15 protein-coding genes and 1 riboswitch are annotated in these 19,037 nt (G+C 72.0%); of the genes, 5 read left to right on the top strand and 10 right to left on the bottom strand.

The features are described 5' to 3' along the window. Positions 1–75 precede the first annotated feature (75 nt). Positions 76–1,233: an L-rhamnose isomerase gene (rhaI, locus tag ACFPFQ_RS13105; protein ID WP_379618309.1), complete on the bottom strand. Its 1,158-nt coding sequence runs from the start codon at positions 1,231–1,233 to the stop codon at positions 76–78. Beyond that, positions 1,230–3,995 carry a family 78 glycoside hydrolase catalytic domain gene (locus ACFPFQ_RS13100; RefSeq protein WP_379618307.1) on the bottom strand — a complete coding sequence of 922 codons (2,766 nt, stop codon included), beginning with the start codon at positions 3,993–3,995 and terminating at the stop codon, positions 1,230–1,232. The genes rhaI and ACFPFQ_RS13100 overlap by 4 nt, the downstream gene beginning before the upstream one ends. 317 nt (positions 3,996–4,312) lie before the next feature. Here ACFPFQ_RS13100 and ACFPFQ_RS13095 point away from each other — a divergent pair, with 317 nt between their 5' ends. The 5 genes from ACFPFQ_RS13095 (at position 4,313) to ACFPFQ_RS13075 (ending at position 10,360) form a co-directional block, all read left to right on the top strand. Beyond that, positions 4,313–5,623, top strand: coding sequence for an MFS transporter (locus ACFPFQ_RS13095; protein ID WP_379618305.1), 1,311 nt, complete (start codon positions 4,313–4,315; stop codon positions 5,621–5,623). A gap of 59 nt (positions 5,624–5,682) precedes the next feature. After that, complete coding sequence (locus ACFPFQ_RS13090) at positions 5,683–6,681, top strand: LacI family DNA-binding transcriptional regulator (protein WP_379618423.1); 999 nt, start codon at positions 5,683–5,685, stop codon at positions 6,679–6,681. Between the two features lie 88 nt (positions 6,682–6,769). Continuing rightward, positions 6,770–8,434, top strand: a complete 1,665-nt coding sequence (locus ACFPFQ_RS13085) for a beta-N-acetylhexosaminidase (protein WP_379618303.1) — start codon at positions 6,770–6,772, stop codon at positions 8,432–8,434. Then, the gene (locus ACFPFQ_RS13080) at positions 8,431–9,366 is read left to right on the top strand and encodes an IclR family transcriptional regulator (protein ID WP_379618301.1); all 936 of its coding nucleotides are present in this window, start codon (positions 8,431–8,433) and stop codon (positions 9,364–9,366) included. The genes ACFPFQ_RS13085 and ACFPFQ_RS13080 overlap by 4 nt, the downstream gene beginning before the upstream one ends. A gap of 226 nt (positions 9,367–9,592) precedes the next feature. Then, on the top strand, positions 9,593–10,360 hold the full coding sequence (locus tag ACFPFQ_RS13075; RefSeq protein ID WP_379618299.1) for a tetratricopeptide repeat protein: 768 nt from the start codon (positions 9,593–9,595) through the stop codon (positions 10,358–10,360). Positions 10,361–10,406: 46 nt separating this feature from the next. On the opposite strand, the gene ACFPFQ_RS13070 is transcribed toward ACFPFQ_RS13075, so the two are convergent. The 8 genes from ACFPFQ_RS13070 to ACFPFQ_RS13035 form a co-directional block, all read right to left on the bottom strand. Continuing rightward, the gene (locus ACFPFQ_RS13070) at positions 10,407–11,177 is read right to left on the bottom strand and encodes an ABC transporter ATP-binding protein (RefSeq protein WP_379618297.1); all 771 of its coding nucleotides are present in this window, start codon (positions 11,175–11,177) and stop codon (positions 10,407–10,409) included. Further along, on the bottom strand, positions 11,170–11,925 hold the full coding sequence (locus ACFPFQ_RS13065) for an ABC transporter permease (RefSeq protein ID WP_379618295.1): 756 nt from the start codon (positions 11,923–11,925) through the stop codon (positions 11,170–11,172). Before ACFPFQ_RS13065 ends, ACFPFQ_RS13070 begins: the two co-directional genes overlap by 8 nt. Continuing rightward, entirely contained in the window at positions 11,922–12,953 is a 1,032-nt protein-coding gene (locus ACFPFQ_RS13060; protein ID WP_379618293.1) for an ABC transporter substrate-binding protein, read from the bottom strand. The genes ACFPFQ_RS13065 and ACFPFQ_RS13060 overlap by 4 nt, the downstream gene beginning before the upstream one ends. After that, a riboswitch (TPP riboswitch) is annotated at positions 12,945–13,058 on the bottom strand. It overlaps the preceding gene by 9 nt. A 38-nt stretch (positions 13,059–13,096) precedes the next feature. Continuing rightward, the gene (locus tag ACFPFQ_RS13055; protein ID WP_379618291.1) at positions 13,097–13,834 is read right to left on the bottom strand and encodes an SDR family oxidoreductase; all 738 of its coding nucleotides are present in this window, start codon (positions 13,832–13,834) and stop codon (positions 13,097–13,099) included. A 140-nt stretch (positions 13,835–13,974) separates the two neighbouring features. Further along, positions 13,975–15,177, bottom strand: a complete 1,203-nt coding sequence (locus tag ACFPFQ_RS13050; protein WP_379618289.1) for an ROK family protein — start codon at positions 15,175–15,177, stop codon at positions 13,975–13,977. A 73-nt stretch (positions 15,178–15,250) separates the two neighbouring features. Continuing rightward, complete coding sequence (locus tag ACFPFQ_RS13045; RefSeq protein WP_379618287.1) at positions 15,251–16,729, bottom strand: sugar ABC transporter permease; 1,479 nt, start codon at positions 16,727–16,729, stop codon at positions 15,251–15,253. Beyond that, the gene (locus ACFPFQ_RS13040; protein ID WP_379618285.1) at positions 16,729–17,502 is read right to left on the bottom strand and encodes an ATP-binding cassette domain-containing protein; all 774 of its coding nucleotides are present in this window, start codon (positions 17,500–17,502) and stop codon (positions 16,729–16,731) included. The genes ACFPFQ_RS13045 and ACFPFQ_RS13040 overlap by 1 nt, the downstream gene beginning before the upstream one ends. Before the next feature lie 152 nt (positions 17,503–17,654). Then, positions 17,655–18,779 (bottom strand): sugar ABC transporter substrate-binding protein, encoded by a 1,125-nt coding sequence (locus ACFPFQ_RS13035; RefSeq protein ID WP_379618283.1) that lies wholly within the window; start codon positions 18,777–18,779, stop codon positions 17,655–17,657. Between the last annotated feature and the right edge of the window lie 258 nt (positions 18,780–19,037).

Genomic DNA, 19,037 nt, shown 5'->3' with positions numbered 1-19,037 from the left:
CCCGTTGCAGGAAAGCCACTTTCCCGCAACGTCGTTGCGGGAAAGTGGCTTTCCTGCCATCCGGAACCCGCCCGCTCACGCCCCCCACCCCGCCTGCTCCCCGCCCACCCGCTCGGCCTCGATCCGCTGCTGGTAGCCCGAGCGGTGATACGCCGCCACCGGGTCGGGGTCCAGGCCCTGCTCCTCGCGCAGCTCCCGCAGCAGCGGCCGCACATCGGTGGCGAACGCGTCCATCATCACGGCGTTGGCCGCCAGCACGTCACCGCCGCGCTGCGCCGCGGCCAGCGCCTCGGCGTCGACGAGCAGGGCCTTGGCCGTGGCCTCCTGCACGTTGAGCACCGAGCGGATGATCGCCGGGATCTTCGCCTCGATGTTGTGGCACTGGTCGAGCACGAACGCGATCCCCGAGTCCGGCCGCAGCGCGTCGGCCGACACGATCTCGTACATGATCCGGAACAGCTGGAACGGGTCCGCGGCGCCCACCATCAGGTCGTCGTCGGCGTAGAAGCGCGAGTTGAAGTCGAACGCGCCCAGGCGCCCGGCCCGCAGCAGGAACGCCACGATGAACTCGATGTTGGTGCCCGGCGCGTGGTGGCCGGTGTCGATGCACACCTGCGCCCTCGGGCCCAGCTCGATGCAGTGGGCGTACGAGGTGCCCCAGTCCGGCACGTCGGTGGTGTAGAACGCCGGCTCGAAGAGCTTGTACTCCAGCAGCATCCGCTGCTCGGCGCCCAGCCGCGCGTAGACCTCGGCCAGCGCCGCGGCGAGCCGGTCCTGCCGCGCGCGGATCGAGTCCTGGCCCGGGTAGTTGGTGCCGTCGGCGAACCACAGCTTCAGATCCCGCGAGCCTGTGGCGTCCATGATGTCGACGCACGCGAGGAGGTGGTCGGTGGCCTTGCGCCGGATCCGCGGGTCCGGGTTGGTGACCGAGCCGAGCTTGTAGTCGTCGTCCTGGAACACGTTGGCGTTGATCGCGCCCAGCCCGACGCCGGCGTCCGCGGCGAACTCGGCGAGCTCCGCATAGTCCGCCACGCGGTCCCACGGGATGTGCAGCGCCACGGTCGGCGCCACTCCGGTCAGCCGGTGCACCTGCGCGGCGTCGGCGATCTTCTCCTGCGGCGTGCGCGGCACGCCGGCCTGCGCGAACACCTTGAACCGCGTGCCCGAGTTGGCGTATGCCCATGACGGCGTCTCGATCTGTTGCGCCCGCAGCGCCTGCTTGACGTCGGTCATGCCGCGTTCTCCCGATGCTCAGTGATGATCTTCAGCAGCTGCGCGTGCACCTGCTCCGCCCCCGGGAAGTAGCTGGGGGCGATGGCTTCGGGCAGTGTCGCCGCCGGGCTGTCGAAGTAGTGCGAGAGCCGCTCGGCCAGGTGCACCGGATCGGCCGAGACGCCCAAGTCGGCGGCCGCCGCGACGAGCGCTGCCCACAGCGCGGCGTCGTCGAGCACGTCACGCACCGTCTCCAGCGGGCGCGCCGCGACCGGGTCGGCGACGTCGAACCGGTGTTCGCCGTGCCCGACCCGCTGCGCCGGCTCCCCGGGCAACGCCACCGTCGCGGTCGTCCCGAACGGCACCTCGACGTCGACGACGAGCCGCCCGCCCGCGCGGCGCCAGGCCACCGCGGCCGGCCCGTAGGGCGTGTCGTGCCGCGCCGACGCGTGGGTCAGCCCGCCGCCGGGCACGGGCGCGATCCGCAGCTCGCGGTACCCGGGCGCGGCGGGGGCGAGCCCGGCCACCACCCGGTGCAGCCAGTCGGCGACGGCGCCCAGCGCGTAGTGGTTGAACGAGACCATGTCACCGGGGTTGACCGAGCCGTCGGGCAGCATGCTGTCCCAGCGCTCCCAGATCGTGGTGGCACCCATCGAGACCGGGTAGAGCCACGACGGGCAGCCGCGCTCCAGCAGCAGCCGGTAGGCGAGGTGGTGCTCGCCCACCATGCTCAGCGCGTCGGTGATCAGTGGCGTGCCGACGAAACCGGTGCCGACGCGGAAGGCCTCGGCACGCACCAGGTCGGCGAGCCTGCGTCCGGCACCGTCGCGCTGCACCGGATCCGCCAGCAGGCCCCACACCAGCGCCATCGCGTACGCCGTGGGTGCGTCGCTCACGATCCGCCCGGACGGGCTGACGTACTCCCGCGCGAAGGCCGCCGCGGCCTCCTGCGCCAACTCGGCGTAGCGGTGGGCGTCCGCGCCGCGGCCCAGCGCCGTCGCGGCGTCGGCGACGATCCGCGCCGAGTACGCCAGGTGCGCGGTGGCAACGATGTCCGGGTCGGTCTTCGCCGCCCACGGCGCGTCCGGCGGTGCTGCCGGGTCGAGCCAGTCGCCGAACTGGAACCCGCCGGCCCACACGCGGTCCGGCCGCGCCAGCGCGGCCTGCTTGTCCACCCACGACCGCATGCTGTCGAACTGCGCGGCCAGCACGCCGAGGTCGCCGAAGCGCTGGTACAGCGTCCACGGCACCACCGTGGCGGCGTCCCCCCACGCCGCGGCCGCCTGCCCGGAGGTGCCCAGCACGTCGGGCACGACGTAGGGCACCGAGCCGTCGGGGTGTTGCTCGGCGGCGAGGTCCTGCGTCCAGGACGTCAGGAACCCGGCGCAGTCGGCGAGGAACGTCGCGGTCGGGGCGAACACCTGGATGTCGCCGGTCCAGCCCAGCCGCTCGGCGCGCTGCGGGCAGTCGGTGGGGATGTCGAGGAAGTTGCCCTGCATGCTGCGCACCACGTTGGCGTGCAGCGTCTCGACGTCGGGCTCGGAGCAACCGAACTCCCCGGTCCGGCGCAGGTCGGAGCCGATCACCACGGCCTCGGCATCGGCGGCGACGACGTCGATGCCGGTGATCTCGGCGTAGCGGAACCCGTGGAACGTCAGCGCGGGCTCCAGCACCTCCTGCACGTCCCCGACGAGCAGGTGGACGTCGGTGGCCTTCGCCGCGCGCAGCGCGCGCACGGCGAGCTCACCGTTCTCGAGCACCTCGGCGTGGCGGATCGTGATCTCCTGGCCGGGGGCGCCGCCGCGCACGGTCAGCCGCACCCACCCGACGATGTTGACGCCGAAGTCGACGAGCTGCCTCCCCGACGGCGAGCGGGTGACCTCGACGGCCGGCACGGTCGCGATCGTGCGCACCGGGGGCCCGTCGGGAGCCACCAGCCGCCCCAGGTCCTCGTCGAGAACGTCGACGGCATCAGGCTCCCCGGCGACGCCACGCCGGTCCGTGGTCTGCCCGTCGTAGAGGTCGTCGGCCAGCACGTTGCTCGCGGTGGCCGTCCAGTCCGGACCGGTGCCCAGTGTCGTGACCGTGCCGTCGGCGTGGGTGATCTCCAGCTGCGCCAGCGCGGCCAGCCGGTCGCCGTAGATCGCGCGGCGTCCGGCGAACCCGAGCTGCCCTCGGTACCAGCCGTTGCCGAGCAGGATGTCGACGTCGTTGGTGCCCTCGCGCACCAGTCCGGTGACGTCGTGGGTGCGGAAGCGCAACCGGTTCGCGTACGACGTCCAGCCGGGCGCGAGGTGCTCGTCGCCGACACGGGTGCCGTTGATCGACGTGACGTGCACACCCAGCGCGGTGACGTGCAGCCGGGCCGCGACGATCGCGGTGGGCACCTCGACGTGCCCGTGCAGGATCGGGGCCGGTTCGCCGATGCCCGCGATGCTGCGCGGGGACACGAACCGGGCCGACCAGTCCGGCTCGGCCAGCAGCGTCGTCTCGAACGGCGACGGCTCGCTCCACGCGGTCCCCGTCATGCGCACGCGCACCGAGCCGCGGGCCCGGGATCCGAGCGGTGCGAACGGCCACGGCACCAGCACCTGGTCGGTCGACTCCACCGCGACGGTGGTGACCGCGCCCGCGACGTCGGTCAGCTCCAGCTCGTAGCCGGTGGTGGCGAAGTCGGCCGGTGCGGCGGGGAGCTGCCACGACAGTCGCGGGGTGGCGGCACCGATGCCGAAGCCGTCGCGGGCGTGCTCGAACCGGACAGGTGTGGGCTGCAGGCTGGTCACACGGTCTCCGTACTCGTTGCAGGAGTCGGCGCGATGCCGCGCCGCGCTCTCGGCCGTCCGTCGACACGATAATGAAACGTTTCATTTCGCAGCCTCCGAGCCTAGGAGCGGGCACCGGGCGCCGTCAAGCCCGCGCGATCACCCCGCGTCCGGGCCGGATGCACCTGCCAGGGTGACCGACGCGCAGCGGTTCGGGTTGGATCATGAGCCAGTGCGCGCTCGGCGGCACACTGCGGCTTGCGTCACATCCCTCCCCTGCCTACTCTCCCCGAATTATTACGTTTCAATCCACCGTCGACGGGGACGAGGGCGCGATCATGAGCACACCGGAGACCGCACGGGACACCGTGGGCGTCGAACCCGACGGGGACGACGGCGCCACCATCACCAGGCAGCAGTGGCGCTGGTCCGCGCTCGCCGCGATGGCGTCCTACCTCGATGCCGGCTCGATCGTCGCGCTCGGCGCCGGGCTGGCGCTGTTCCAGTCCGAGCTGGGCCTGAGCAGTGTCGGTGTCGGCGCGCTCGCCGCGATCGGCCCCAACGCGATCGGCTGCGCGATCGGCGCGTTCATCGGCGGCCGGCTGGGCGACAAGCTGGGCCGCAAGCGGATCTACAAGTGGGACCTGCTGATCTACGCGCTCGGCATCCTGCTCATCGCGCTCGCGATCGACCCGTCGATGCTGTTCATCGGCACGTTCATCGTCGGTGTCGCGGTCGGCGCCGACGTCCCGACGTCGCTGGCGCTGGTCGGGGAGCTCTCCCCCGCCCGCGGCCGCGGCCGGCTGGTGGGGCTCACCCAGGTGGCCTGGAACCTCGGCCCGGTCGTCGTGCTCGTCATGGCGCTCGTGCTCACGCCGCTCGGCCTGCTGGGCACGCGGATCGTGTTCCTGCAGCTGTTCGTGGTCGCGCTGATCACCTGGGCGCTGCGGCGCGGCATGGTCGAGTCGGCGCGCTGGACCTCGGCGGCGAAGACGGCGCAGTCGGTCGGCCACCAGGTCAGGGCCCTGTTCCGCGGACCGAACCTCAGGGCGCTGGTCTGGACCGCCACGATCTACACGTTCTGGGGGCTGGCCGCCGGCACGTCGGGCATCTTCACCCCGTACGTCATCCAGACGCTGCACGCCGGCACCCAGGCCGCCGGTGTCGCGCTGTCGTGCGCCGGGTTCGTGATCGGCATCATCGCCACTGTCTTCCTGTTCATGCGGCTCAACGACCGCAGCTACCGCACCCGCCGCCTGATGTGGGGCATCGGCGCGCTGCTGCAGGTGGCCGCGTTCGCGATCTACCTGGTGTTCCCGTTCACGATCCCGGTGGTGATCGCCAACATCGCGCTGTTCGGCGTCGGCGCCGCGCTGGCAGGCGAGCCCACCTACAAGGTGTTCAGCCAAGAGCTGTTCCCCACCATGCTGCGCGGCACGGCTCAGGGCTTCACGTTCGGTGTCGCGCGCACGCTGCTGGGGGTCTGGAGCTTCTTCGTGCCGATCCTCGCCGCGGTGGAGATCGGTCCGGTCGCCCTGCTCCTCACGGCGTTCCTGCTGGTCAGCGGCATCGTCGGGTACTTCTTCATGCCGGACACGGTGGGCAAGAGCCTCGAGCGGATCGAGCAGGAGCGCGCGGCCGTGTCGTGACGGAGAACGTTTCAACCGAGCCGTACCCTTCCCCCGTGAGCACCCAGGGCCCGCCCGGCATGAAGGCCGTCGCGGCGCGGGCCGGGGTGTCGCTGGGCACCGTGTCCAACGTGCTCAACCGGCCCGAGATGGTCACCGAGTCCACCCGGCAGCGGGTGCTCGCCGCGATCGACGCGCTCGGCTTCGTCCGCAACGAGTCGGCCCGGCAGCTGCGCGGCGGGGGCAGCCGCACGCTCGCCTACGTCGTGCTGGACACGTCCAACCCGTTCTTCACCGACGTCGCCATGGGCGTGCAGGAGGCCGCCGACAGCGCCGGGCTCGCCGTGTACCTGTGCAACACCGGCGAGAACCAGCAGCGCCAGGAGTTCTACCTCGACCTGCTGGAGCAGCAGCGGGTCGAGGGGGTGCTCATCACGCCGCTCAACGCCCACGACGAGCGGATCGCCGCGCTCGCCGACCGTGGCACCCCGGTGGTGATCGTCGACCGCGGCGCGGGGCCCGGCCGCTGCTCGGTGGCGGTCAACGACGTGCTCGGCGGCGAGCTGGCCGTCACCCACCTGCTCGAGACGGGGCACCGGCGCATCGCGTTCGTCGGCGGGCCGCGCAGCATCGGGCAGATCGCCGACCGCATCGCCGGGGCCGAGCGCGCGATCGCCGCCGCAGGCGGGGCGGCGGAGCTCACCGTGATGGAGACCGCCGCCCTCAACGTCGCAGAGGGTCGCCGCGCCGGGGAGCGCCTGGCAGGGCTGCCGGCCGCCCGCCGCCCGACCGCCGCGTTCTGCGGCAACGACATGCTCGCGCTCGGGCTGCTGCAGCAGATGGTGCGGCTGGGCCTGCGGGTGCCCGACGACCTCGCGATCGTCGGCTACGACGACATCGAGTTCGCCGAGGCCGCGGCCGTACCGCTCACGTCGGTGGCACAGCCGCGGCACCTGCTCGGTCGCACGGCCGCGGAGCTGCTGCTGGCGGAGGCCCGCACCACCGGGCCGCACGAGCACCGCCAGGTGGTGTTCGACCCGGAGCTCGTGGTGCGCGCCTCGACGCTGCGGCGCAGCTAGGTCCGCGATCCCGGGCGCTGTTGTGCACTGCACAACGGCACGGCGGATCCCGTGGAATCGGAGCGGATCACGCCGCTACCGTCGCGGCATGACGCATCCCGGGCTGGGACTGATCCCGCAGCCGTCCACGGTCGAGCCGCGCGCGGGTCACGTCGAGCTGCCGGGCGACGCGGTGGTGTGGTCGGATCCGGAACTGCTCGCGGCGGCGCGCTGGTGGCGGCGGATCGGCGAGGACGGCTTCGGCGCCACCTGGGACCTGCGGACCGGGTCGCCCGGCCGCGGGGGAACCGTGTTCGCGCTCGACTCCGCGCAGCCGGCGGGCGGGTACACCCTCGACGCCGGCCCGGAGCGCGTCGAGGTGCGTGCCGCCGACGCCGCCGGGGCGCACGCCGCCGCGCAGACGCTGCGCCAACTGCTCGGGCCCGCCGCCTTCCGGCGCGCCGGCAGCGGCCCGGTGCGGGTGCCCGCCGTCCGGATCACCGACGCGCCGCGGTGCGGGTGGCGCGGGCTGCTGCTCGACGTCGCCCGGCACTTCATGCCGAAGGACGGCGTGCTGCGGATGATCGATCTCGCCGCGGCGCACAAGCTCAACGCCGTCCAGCTGCACCTGACCGACGACCAGGGGTGGCGGGTCGAGATCCGCTCGCGGCCGCTGCTGACCGAGGTCGGCGGCTGGCGCTCCGGCTCCGGCGTCGGCACGTGGCGCGCCGGGCGGGTGGACGACACCCCGCACGGCGGCTTCTACACCCAGGACGACCTGCGCGAGATCGTCGCCTACGCCGCTGCGCGCGGCGTCACCGTCGTGCCGGAGATCAACGTGCCCGGCCACTCGCAGGCCGCGATCGCGGCCTACCCCGAGCTCGGGATGCCCGGCGCCTCGCGTGCGGTCCTGCGCACCTGGGGGATCAGCGACGGCGTGCTGCGCCCCACCGAGGCCACGGTCGCGTTCTTCGCCGGGATCCTCGACGAGGTGCTCGAGATCTTCGACTCCCCGGTCATCTGCCTGGGCGGCGACGAGGTGCCCACCACACCGTGGCACGGTGACCCCGAACTGGAGGCGCACGCCGCCGATCTCGGGTTCGACGGCGTCGACCGGCTGCACGGCTGGTTCGTCGCGCGGCTGGCCGAGCACCTGGCCGAGCGGGGCCGCCGGGCCGGGATCTGGGACGAGGCGATCGACCCGCTGCTGCCCGCCGACGCCGTCGTCTACTCCTGGCGCGGGGTCACCCAAGGCGCGCAGGCACTCACGGGCGGCTGGGGCGTGGTCCTCGCGCCCGAGCAGTTCCTCTACCTCGACCACCGGGCGGGCGAGGGACCCGACGAGCCGGTGCCGGTCGGGTTCGTCCGCACCGTCGACGACGTCTACGGCTTCGACCCGGTGCCGCCGCCCGTCCGGGAGGCCCTCGACGCCGGCGCGACCGGCACGCTGCTCGGCGCGCAGGCCCAGGTCTGGGCCGAGCACCTCGACTCGGGGCGCCGCGTCGACTTCGCCGCGTTCCCGCGGCTCGCGGCGTTCGCCGAGGTCGTCTGGACGGCCGCGGACCGGCGCGACCTCGCCGACTTCCGCCGCAGGCTCGTCGAGCACCACCTCCCGCGGCTCGACGCGGCAGGCGTCGAGTACCGCCCGCTCGCCGGGCCGCTCCCCTGGCAGCAACGACCCGGGGTCGCCGGATGGCCGCGCGATCTCGAGGCGGAGTGGGCGGCCACCGGATGGGCCGGATCGGGCGGGTGGCACCCCGAGGACGGGACGTGAACCAGCCCCGCAACTCCGCGGGCTCGGTCCGCAAGGCCCTGTCGGTGCTGCAGCACGTGGCCGGGCGCGGCGGTGGCGGGGTCGGGCTGACCGAGCTGGCGACCGCGCTCGGCCACGACAAGAGCACCGTGCTGCGGCTGTGCACGCCCCTGCTGGAGGCCGACCTGCTGCAGCGCGACGCCGGCACCGGCCGGTTCGGCCTCGGACCCGGCACGGTGCGGCTCGGCCAGCACTACCTCGACGGACTGGACCTGCGCACGGTGGCCGCACCGCAGCTCACCCGGCTGCTGGAGCAGACCGGCAGCACCTGTCACCTGGTCGTGCGCGACGGCCTGGACGTGGTCTACATCGACAAGAAGGAGAACACCGCCGTCGTGCGGATGGCGTCGCGGATCGGACACCGGCTGCCGCTGCACTGCACGGCCGTCGGCAAGTCGATCCTCGCCTTCGGCCCGGCCGACCTCGTCGACGAGGCCGTCGCCGCGGGACTGCGCGCGATCACCGACCGCACCATCGCCGAACCCACCGCGCTGCGCGCCGAGCTCACCAGGGTGCGCCGCCGCGGCTACGCCATCGACGACCGGGAGAACGAACCCGACGTGCGCTGCGTCGCGGCGCCGGTGTTCGACCACGCCGGCCACATCGCGGGCGCGGTGTCGGTGTCGGCCTGGCCCCCCACGCTCCCCCGGCCCGCGTGCGGGAGCTGGGTGCGATGGTGCGCGCCGCGGCGGCCGCGATCTCGACGGCGATGGGCGCGCCGGGCTAGCAGTGCCTCAGTGCCTCAGGTGCCCGTAGTTCGCCGGCCGCAGCCGCATCGCGTGGATCACCGTGGCGGGCTCCCCCGGCACGATCACGACCTCCAGCAGATCGCTGCGCGCGTTCAGGCCGATGTAGAGCACGCGATCACCCTGCTCGATGACGCGCAGTGGTGAACCGAGCACGCCGCGGATGTCGTCCATCGCAATACCGTGTTTGCGAGCGGTGCGCGTCACGTGCACCCCACCATCGTAGGAAACCACTCCTGGTCATCGGTCAGGCACCCCCGGTAACACCATTCTGCATTCTTCGCCGGAATGACATGTGATCGGGCTTTCAGGTATCGCCGCCAGTGGACGCGCCGGGGTAGTTTTCGGACGAGCCGAGCGGTAGGGGGCCGAGATGGCGTGGTGGTCGAAATCCGATGGCCGGGGTTCCGCCTCGGTCCGGGAGAGCCTGCGCCCGCTCGTCGCGCTCCACACCGCCGCCGCGGCGCACCTGTCGGCCGATCACACCGATGCGGCGGTCGAGCTGTTCGAGGTGGTGCTCGCCGGCTGCCAGACGCAGTTGGGCCGCACCGATCCCGACACGCTCACGGTCGCGGGCAACCTCGGCGTCGCACTCGTGGCCGCAGGCCGCTGGCGAGACGGCATCGATCGCCTCGTCGACAACCTCGTCGACCGCGAGCGCGCGCTGGGCGAGGACGACCCCCGCACGCTGGCCGCCTGCGACGCCCTCGCCACCGCCTATCGCCTGGCCGGGCACCTCGACGACGCCGCGGAGCTGGCGGCGCGCGTCACGTCCGAGCGCCGGCGCACGCTCGGCCCGGCCCACCCCGACACGCTGACCTCCCGCATGGGGATGGCACTCACGCGCGCCGCCACCGGTGACGTCGGCTCGGCGGCCACGCTGCTGCAGGCCGCGCTCAACGACGCGGAGCAGGCGCACGGGCCGCTGCACCTGCACACGATCGCGCTGCGCTCCAACGTCGCGGCCTGCCACGCCGTACTCGGCAACGCCCGGCAGGCCACCGCCGTCTTCGAACGGGCCGGTGCCGACAGCGCGGCGCTGCTCGGGCGCGATCATCCCGACACGATGGCGATATACGAGGATCTCGCCGATGTGAACAATCCCGAGCGGCTGGGCATCCTCGCCGGCGTGCCGGCGTAAAGGAATTCACTGATGCAGCGCTGCGCATTCACGCGCTCACGGATCGTCATATCCGTCGATTCAACGGGCCGCCGCGCAATGCGTCGAGCAACTCCAGCTCGATGGCCGAGAACTGCGGCGAGGTGATCACGGCGACGTCGCGCGGGCGCGGCAGGTCGACGAGCACCTCGCGGTGCACCTGCGCCGGCCGCGGGGAGAGCACCACCACCCGGTCGGAGAGGTAGACCGCCTCCCGCACGTCGTGGGTGATCATCAGGATCGTCCAGTCGAACTGGGCGCGCACCCCCGTCAGCCACTCCTGCATGTCGGTGCGGGTGAGCGAGTCGAGCGCGCCGAACGGCTCGTCGAGCAGCAGCACCGGCCGGTCCTGCAGCACGGTGCGCAGCAGCGCCGCCCGCTGGCGCATCCCGCCCGACAGATCGGCCGGGTGGGCGTCCTCGAACCCGTCGAGGCCGAACGTGGGGAACAGCGCCCGGGCTCGGGCCCGCGCCTCCCGCTTGCGCACGCCCGCAACCTGCAGCCCGAGCGCGGTGTTGTCGAGCACCGTGCGCCACGGGAACAGCAGGTCCTGCTGCGGCATGTACGCGAACGGGTCGACCCGGCCGGTGGCGTCGACCCCGTCCACGAGCACGCGTCCGGCGTCGGGCCGCTCCAGCCCGGCGATCACGTTGAACAGCGTGGACTTGCCGCAGCCGCTGGGACCGAGCACCGACACGAACTCACCCGGCGCCACGTCGAACCCGATGCCGTCGAGCACCGGCAGCGGCCCCGGGAACGCCTTGTACAGCGCGTCGACCACCAGCTTCGTGTCAGCCACGTCGGCTCCAGGGGATCACGAGGCGCTGCACGAGGAACGTGAGCCCGAACAGCGCGACCGACAGCAGCGCGGTGACCACCACCGCGGCGAGCACCAGGTCGGTGCGGAAGGCGTTCTTCTGCTGGCTCATGAAGATCCCGAGCCCCGAGGTGGCACCGACGTACTCGGCGAAGATCGCGCCCGTGACGGCGTAGGTGATGCCGATGCGCAGCGCCGTGAAGAACCCCGGGAGCGCGCCGGGCAGGCGCACGTAGCGAAACCGCGCCCACCGCGACGCGCCCATGCTGCGCAGCAGGTTGGTGGCCTGGCGATCGGTGGCGGCGAAACCCTCGATCAGCCCGACCGTCACCGGGAAGAACGTGACCAGCGCGATCACCAGCACCTTGGGCAGCAGCCCGAAGCCGAACCAGATGATCAGCAGCGGCGCGATCGCGATGATCGGCAGCGTCTGCGACGCGACCAGCAGCGGCGTGACCGCCTGGCGCAGCCACGGCGAGAAGTCGACGACGGTCGCGATCAGCCAGCCCAGCACCAGCGACACCGCGAACCCGACGGCCGTCTCGTACAGGGTCGGGAGCGTGTTGGCCCACAGCAGGTCGCGGAACTCCCAGCCCTGCGCCACCACCCGCAGCGGCGACGGCAGGATCTGCGGCCGCACGTCGAAGGCCGTGACGTACCACTGCCAGATCCCCAGCCCGGTCGCCACGAGGACGAGCGGGGCCACCCAGCGCGTCACCCGCGCCGTCATGAGCCCAGGTAGTCGTTGGTGAACCAGGTGGCGAAGTCCGGCCGTGCGGTGAGCGGCTTGCCGTCCTGGCCGGTCAGCACGCCGGAGTCGAACACCCAGCCCGAGTAGCCCGACCACGTGGCGAGCGTCTGCGGGCCCACCTTCCCCGCAGCGTCGCGCAGGTAGTGGGCGCTGAGCAGGTCCAGCCCCTGCGTCACGATCGCCGGTTCGGTGAAGGTGCCGGGGTTCGCGGCCATGAGCAGCTTCCCGGCCTGCGCCGGATCCGACGCGGCGAGCTCGTAACCGCGTTGCACGGCCCCGACGAACGCCTTCGCGAGGTCGTGGTGCGCGGTGAGCCACGGGCTGTTGCCGATGAGGATCACGTTGTAGGCGTCGGGGAAGCCGTAGTCGGTGTAGGAGAACGTCTTGAGCGGCTCCCCCCGCAGCTTCGCCTCCACGCCCTCGACGGTGATGAACGGCTCGGTGAAGTCCACCTGCCCGGCGTAGAGCGCCTCGTAGGCCGAGGTGCCCAGCACAACGGTCTTGAAGTCGCCCTTGCCGCCCGCCGCCGTGATCACCGCGCGCATCTTCGCCTGCTCGCCGGGGCCGCCGAAGCCGCCGTAGGTCTTCCCGTCGAGGTCCTTGGGCGAGGTGATGTCGGCCCGGTCGGCGCGCACCGCGATCTGGGTGTCCCAGTGCTGCACGATCGCCATCACCGACGTGATCTCGGCCCCGGTCGCCTTCGCGAACGTGAACGCGTCCTGGAAGGAGATGCCGAAGTCGGCCGCGCCGGAGGACACGAGCGTCTCGGGTGCGGTGTCGGTGTAGGGCAGGATCTCGACGTCGAGGCCCGCGGCCCTGAACCAGCCCTCCTGCTGCGCCACGAACAGGCCGGTGTGGTTGGTGTTGGGCGTCCAGTCCAGCGCGATGCGGATCTTCTGCAGCCCCGGGGCCGGGGCGCTCGCCCCGCCGGAGCCGCAGGCCGCGAGGACGAGCGCGAGCACCGCGCTCAGGACGGCGAGAACGCGAAAACGGGGTACGCCAGCCATGACGTTCCTCCCTACGCCGGTGCTAACCGGGTCAGGTACGAACGGTCGACGGCCGATCCTGCCGTCTTCTCAGCCTCGGAGCGCGAGGTTCCCGCGGGTCCCGCCGAGCTTACGTGGCGCACCCACGCCCTGCACCGGCGCACTCACAGGAGGGCCTGATACGCCCCGCCGTCCACCGGGATCGCCGTGCCGGTGAGGAACCCGGCCTGCTGCGAGCACAGGAACGCGACGATGCCGCCGAACTCCGCCGGGGTGCCGATCCGCCCGGCCGGGATGCCGTCCGTGGAGACCGGGTCGTCACCGCTGAGGCCGCGCACCCGTGCCGTGTCGTGCAGGCCCGGCTGCACCGAGTTGACCGTGATGCCCTCGCCCGCGACCTGCAGGGCCAGCGACTTGAGGAACCCGGTGGCGCCGGCCCGCGCGGTGTTGGACAGCACCAGGTTCGCCATCGGCTGGCGCACGCTCAACGAGGTGATCGCCACGATCCGGCCCCACCCGGCCGCCTGCATCCCGGGGATCGCGGTGAGGCACATCTTGACGACGGCGAGCAGGTTGGCGTCCAGTGCGGACTGGTAGGACTCGAACGGCGCGGTCAGCGCGGTGCCGGGCGCCGGGCCCGGGCCGTTGGTGACGAGGATGTCCACCCCGCCCATCGCCGCACCAGCCTCCTCGACGAACCGCTGGGCCCCGTCGGCCGTGGTCAGGTCGGCGACGACGTACCCGGCGCCGATGCGCTCGGCCGCGGCGCGGATGCGCCCCTCGTCCGAGCCGCAGAGCGTGACGTGCGCCCCCTCCGCGGCGAGTGCCGCGGCGCTGGCGAAACCCAACCCGCTGCTGGCGGCGGCGACAGCAGCCCGACGACCGGTGATCCCGAGATCCATGCGGCGACTCTAGGCCGAGCGCGCCCCACGCCACCTCGCACACCCAGTCAAGACGTCGCACAGCGTCGACGCTGTGCGACGTCGGGAGAAGGTGTGCGACGTCGGGATCAGGCATTGACACGTTCGGGCGATACCTGCCGTCAGACGTTGTCCAGGACGGGCTCGAACGCCAGCTCGGCGGCGCCCACCACCTTGGCGTCGCGCCCGAGCGGGCTCGTCTCGATCCGGATACCGCCCAGCGCGCGGCTGACCAGGCTGCGCTCGTGCACCAGCGTGCGCACCCGACCGACGACGGCCGGCGGCAACGCCGTGAACAGATCACCGAGCACCACCAGCTCGGGGGCCATCAGGTTGACCACCGACACCAGCCCGGTGGCCAACCATTCCGTGAACTCGTCGAGCGGCCCGGGCAGCGGCGACGTGGCCAGCGACCGCAGCTCGGCCACCACCACACCGCGCGGTGCCGACTGCGGCAGGCCGAGCGCCCGGCACATCGCCGACTCACCCACCTCCGTCTCCCAGCATCCGCGCGAACCGCAGTAGCAGTCGCGCCCGCCGGGCCGGACCACGAGATGACCCAGCTCGCCGACGTAGCCGCGCGCACCGCGCAGTGGACGGCCACCGGAGATCACCCCGCCGCCGACGCCGCGGTCGGCGGAGATGTACACGAGGTCCGTCGCGTCCCTGGCCACGCCGCGCACGTGCTCGGCCAGCGCGCCGAGCTCGGCGTCGTTGGCCACCTGCACCGGGATCTTCAGCACGTTGCCCAGCCGGGCGCCCATCGCGACGTCACGCCAGCCGAGGTTGGGTGCCTCGTGCACGAACCCGTCGTCGCGGCGCACCACGCCGGGCACCGAGATACCGGCGCCGTGCGCGGTGACGGCCAGCTCCTCGGCCAGCAGCTGCGCCGACTCCGCCACGTGCGTGATCACCTCACCCGGTGTGCGGGTGCGGCTGTGGAGGTTCCAGCTGTGCCGGCCCAGCACCTGCCCGCCGATGCCGACCATCGCCATGGCGACCTGGTCGACCCGGATGTCCACGGCCAGCACGACCGCCGACTCCGGCTCGGGAAGGACCATCAGCGACGGGCGGCCGGCGCCGGTGCGCTGCGCCGGTACCGCCTCGGTGACCACGCCGGACTCGGCGAGCCCGTCGACGACCGACTTGATCGTGCTGCGGTTGAGGCCCAGCTCCGTGGCCAGGGTGGCGCGCGTGCACGGACCGTCGACGTGCAGTCGGCGGATCAGTGCGGCCCGGTTGTGACGCCTGGCCTCATCGGGCCGGGCGCCGGCGGTGGTGGAGTTGCCCCCACCCCCACCGTCTCCCCCCCAGGCCCGGCTCACCGCATGGCCTCGCAGAGCTCAGCCGGCGCTTCGCGCCAGGCGCTGTGTCGATGGTTCGCTCCGCAAGCTCCGCTCACCTTAGAGGAACAGCCGATCGACGCCGCGACAGCACGTCAACGCCCGCGGCGAGCAGCAGCACGATGCCGTTCACGAGGAACACGACCGACGCGGGCTGACCGAGCAGGCCGAGACCGTTGTTGACGGTGGCGAGCACCGCGCCACCGATGACGGCGTTGCTGATCCGACCGCGGCCACCGAAGAGCGAGGTGCCACCGATGACGGCACCACCGACGGCGAACAGCAGCGTGTTGCCGCCACCGGCGTCGGGCGAGACCGATCCGACCTTCGACGAGTAGACGATCGCGCCGATCGCCGCCAGCCCCGAGGAGATGACGAACACGGTGGCGCGGATGCGCACGACGTCGATACCGGCGCGGCGCGCGGCCTCGGCGTTGCCGCCCACGGCGTAGACGTGGCGGCCGAACCGGGTGCGGTCGAGCACGTAGGTGCCCGCGACGAGCAGCACGAGCACGATCGGCACGACGTAGGGCACGCCGGCGATCTGCACCAGGTCGTTCTGCGACCGGTTGATCGTGAGCAGGTACGTGGCGATCGCGGCGAGCACGACGACCGCCCCGATCTTGATCAGGACGAGCCCGGTGGGCTGCGCGACGAGCCCGAGCTTGCGCCGCGAGACCTGCCGGTTGAGCAGCACCGCGGCGTAGCCGCCCGCACCCACGATGAACAGGATCCAGCTGCCGAGCGTCGACAGGTTGCCGTTGGCCACCGCGTTGATCACGGGGTCGCGCAGGCCCAGCGTGCCGCCGGTGCCGATGAGCTGCAGGATCACGCCCTGCCATGCGATGAACAGTGCCAGCGTCACGACGAACGACGGCATGCCGACCTTCGCGATGAGGAAGCCGGTGACGCAGCCGATGACCACGCCGACGCAGACGGCGAGCAGCATCTCCAGCCACGGGTTCGGCGGGAAGCCGATCACCAGCAGCAGCAGTGCGACCAGCCCGATCCCGGCGCCCCACCAGATCTTGAGCATCACGGCCAGCACGATCGCGACGAGCACGACCGCGGCGAACATCAGGAACACCGGCGTGCCCATGGAGCCGAGCAGGTTGCCGTTGCTGACCAGGTGCAACGCCATGACCGCCGCGGTGAGGCCGGACGCCGTGCCGGCCGCCAGGTCGATCTCACCGGTGAGCAGGACGAACACCAGGCCCATCGCGATGATCGTCTGGCCGGCACCCTGCTGGAGCAGGTTGGCCAGGTTGATCAGGCTCGGGAACGTGTTGTCGGCGAGCACCGTGAACAGGATGAACAGCGCCAGCAGGCCGAGCAGTGCGGGCAGGGAGCCGAGCTCACCGTTGCGCAGGTTCGACACGTAGGAGCTGATGGCCTCGCTGGTGGACTTCGCCGTGGTGTCGATGCCGAAGTCGGCCGAGCGCGTGGACGCGGGTGCGGCCCGCTCGGCAGCGGTGGTGGGCTCGCCATCGGGTGCCGGGGCGGCGGCCGGGGCGGCCTTCTCGAGATCGGGCATCAGACGGTCACGCTTTCGGGTCGCTGCAGGCCGAGATCGCCGGAGCGGCCCGCGGTGATCAGCTCCACGGCCTGGCCGTGGGTGATGCTCTTCGTCGGAACCTCGGCGACCATGCGGCCGAGGTAGAGGGTGGCGATGCGGTCCGACACCTCGAAGACGTCGGCCATGTTGTGGCTGATCAGCACCACGCCGAGGCCCTGCTCCGCGAGGCGGCGGATGAGGTCGAGCACCTGGCGGGTCTGTGCCACGCCGAGTGCCGCGGTCGGCTCGTCGAGCAGCACGACCTTGGAGTCCCAGAGCACGGCCTTCGCGATCGCGACGGTCTGGCGCTGCCCGCCCGACAGCGACGCCACCGGCATCCGGACCGAGGTGACGGTGCGGACCGACAGCGACGCCAGCGTGCGGCGGGCGGCCTGCTCCATGTCCGCCTCGTCGAGCAGCCACGAGCGGCCGCGCTCGCGGCCGAGGAACATGTTCTGGACGATGTCGAGGTTGTCGGCGAGCGCGAGGTCCTGGTACACGACCTCGATGCCGAGCTTCGACGCATCGGTCGGGGCGTTCAGCGTGACGGGCTCGCCGTTGAAGAGCACCTCGCCGCTGTCGATCGGGTGGATGCCCGCCACGCACTTGACCAGCGTGGACTTGCCGGCGCCGTTGTCGCCGACGAGCGCGGTGACCTCGCCGGCCCGCACGGTGAGGTCCACGTCGTGCAGCACCTGGACGGCGCCGAAGCTCTTGTTCACCCCGCGTAGCTGCAGGATCGGTTCGGTCACGATGTCTCCTCCGCGGGAGAAAGTGCGTCGTCGGTCACGATGTCTCCTCCGCGGGAGAAAGTGCGTCGTCGGACATGACTGCGTGCACCTCCGGTGCACGTGTGCGGGTGCCGCCTGCTGGCAGACGGCACCCGCACACGATGGGGTCGGAGTTACTTGATGCCCAGCTCGGTGCACGCAGCCTGGGTGGCGGCGACACAGACCTCGGAGGCCTTGACGGCACCGGCGTCGATCACGGACTTGACCTTGTCCTTGGTGATCAGGACCGGGGTCAGCAGGACCGACGGGACCTTGCGGCTGGCCTTGGTGTCGTCCGAGCTGCCGGTCGCGATCGCGTCGGCGGCGGCCTTGTCACCCTTGGCGAGCGCGGCGGCCAGCTTCGCGGTGGCGTCGGCCTCCTGGTCGATCGGCTTGTACACGGTCATGTACTGGTCGCCGCGCAGGATGGCCTGCAGGCCGTCCGGGGTGGCGTCCTGGCCGGTGACCGGGACCTTGCCGTTGAGGCCGACCTTGGTCAGCACCGTGATGATGGCGCCTGCGAGGCCGTCGTTGGCGGCGGCGACGCCGTCGACCTTGCCGCCGTTGCTGGTGAGGATCTGCTCGAACGTGGTGCCGCCGACCTGGTTGTCCCACTTGGCGATGGCCTGCATCTGCACGAGCTTGAGCGCGCCGCTGTCGAACAGCGGCTTCAGCACGGTCTGCTGGCCGTTGTAGAACAGGGTGGCGTTGTTGTCGGTGGGTGCGCCCTCGATCTGGATGACCTGCGCGCCCGGCTTCGACTTGAGCGCGTCGGCGAGGCCCTGGCCCTGCAGCGCGCCGACCTTCACGTTGTCGAACGAGACGTAGTAGTCGCTCGAACCGCCCAGGTTGAGGCGGTCGTAGTCGATGACCGGGATGCCCTGCGCCTTGGCCTTGGCGGCCACGGCGGCACCGGACTCGCTGCTGATCGAGGCGATGACGAGCACCTTGACGCCGCTGGCGATCATGCCGTCGGCGAGGGTGGAGAACTTCTGCTCGTCGCCCTGCGCGTTCTGGATGTCGGCCTGCAGGCCCGCGGCCGCCATGGCCTTGGTCAGCAGGGGCTTGTCGAAACCCTCCCAGCGGGCCGAGCTGGCCGTCTCCGGGAGGATGACGCCGACCTTCGCACCGGCGGCCGGGGCGGCCGGCGCGGAGCTGCCGGCGGGCGCGCTCGGCGCGGCGGCGTTCTGCCCACAGGCGGCGAGAGCGAGGGACATGCCCAGCCCCGCAACCGCGAGCGCAGTCTTCCTCAAGCGCATGATCGTCTCTCCACATCGTCGGGGTCCCGCGGGGGCGGGGTAAATGTTGTGACCGACAACGTATGACGTGAGGGTGAGTGGCGCCAAGCACACTGGATCGATAAAGGTTCCTTCGTATGGTCACATTTCGGTCACGTGAGCGGGCTTTTGTTGTGCAGACCCCAGTTTGGGCAGTCCCCAATCGGCCATCTGGACGAACCCCGACCCGACACCGGAAGGCGCCCCCGCCGGCCACCCGCGGTTCACCCGCTCGCCACC

It is taken from the genome of Pseudonocardia sp. GCM10023141, assembly GCF_042653605.1.
The sequence above is the reverse complement of the archived record's forward strand: the minus strand, read 5'-3'. Positions and strand labels throughout refer to the sequence as shown.

Coding starts and splice junctions, on each gene's coding strand:
- ACFPFQ_RS13055 (WP_379618291.1), bottom strand. CDS start 13,834: ATGGATCTCGGGATCACCGGTCGTCGGGCTGCTGTCGCCGCCGCCAGC.
- ACFPFQ_RS13075 (WP_379618299.1), top strand. CDS start 9,593: ATGGCGTGGTGGTCGAAATCCGATGGCCGGGGTTCCGCCTCGGTCCGG.
- ACFPFQ_RS13045 (WP_379618287.1), bottom strand. CDS start 16,729: ATGCCCGATCTCGAGAAGGCCGCCCCGGCCGCCGCCCCGGCACCCGAT.
- ACFPFQ_RS13060 (WP_379618293.1), bottom strand. CDS start 12,953: ATGGCTGGCGTACCCCGTTTTCGCGTTCTCGCCGTCCTGAGCGCGGTG.
- ACFPFQ_RS13035 (WP_379618283.1), bottom strand. CDS start 18,779: ATGCGCTTGAGGAAGACTGCGCTCGCGGTTGCGGGGCTGGGCATGTCC.
- ACFPFQ_RS13095 (WP_379618305.1), top strand. CDS start 4,313: ATGAGCACACCGGAGACCGCACGGGACACCGTGGGCGTCGAACCCGAC.
- rhaI (WP_379618309.1), bottom strand. CDS start 1,233: ATGACCGACGTCAAGCAGGCGCTGCGGGCGCAACAGATCGAGACGCCG.
- ACFPFQ_RS13085 (WP_379618303.1), top strand. CDS start 6,770: ATGACGCATCCCGGGCTGGGACTGATCCCGCAGCCGTCCACGGTCGAG.
- ACFPFQ_RS13090 (WP_379618423.1), top strand. CDS start 5,683: ATGAAGGCCGTCGCGGCGCGGGCCGGGGTGTCGCTGGGCACCGTGTCC.
- ACFPFQ_RS13065 (WP_379618295.1), bottom strand. CDS start 11,925: ATGACGGCGCGGGTGACGCGCTGGGTGGCCCCGCTCGTCCTCGTGGCG.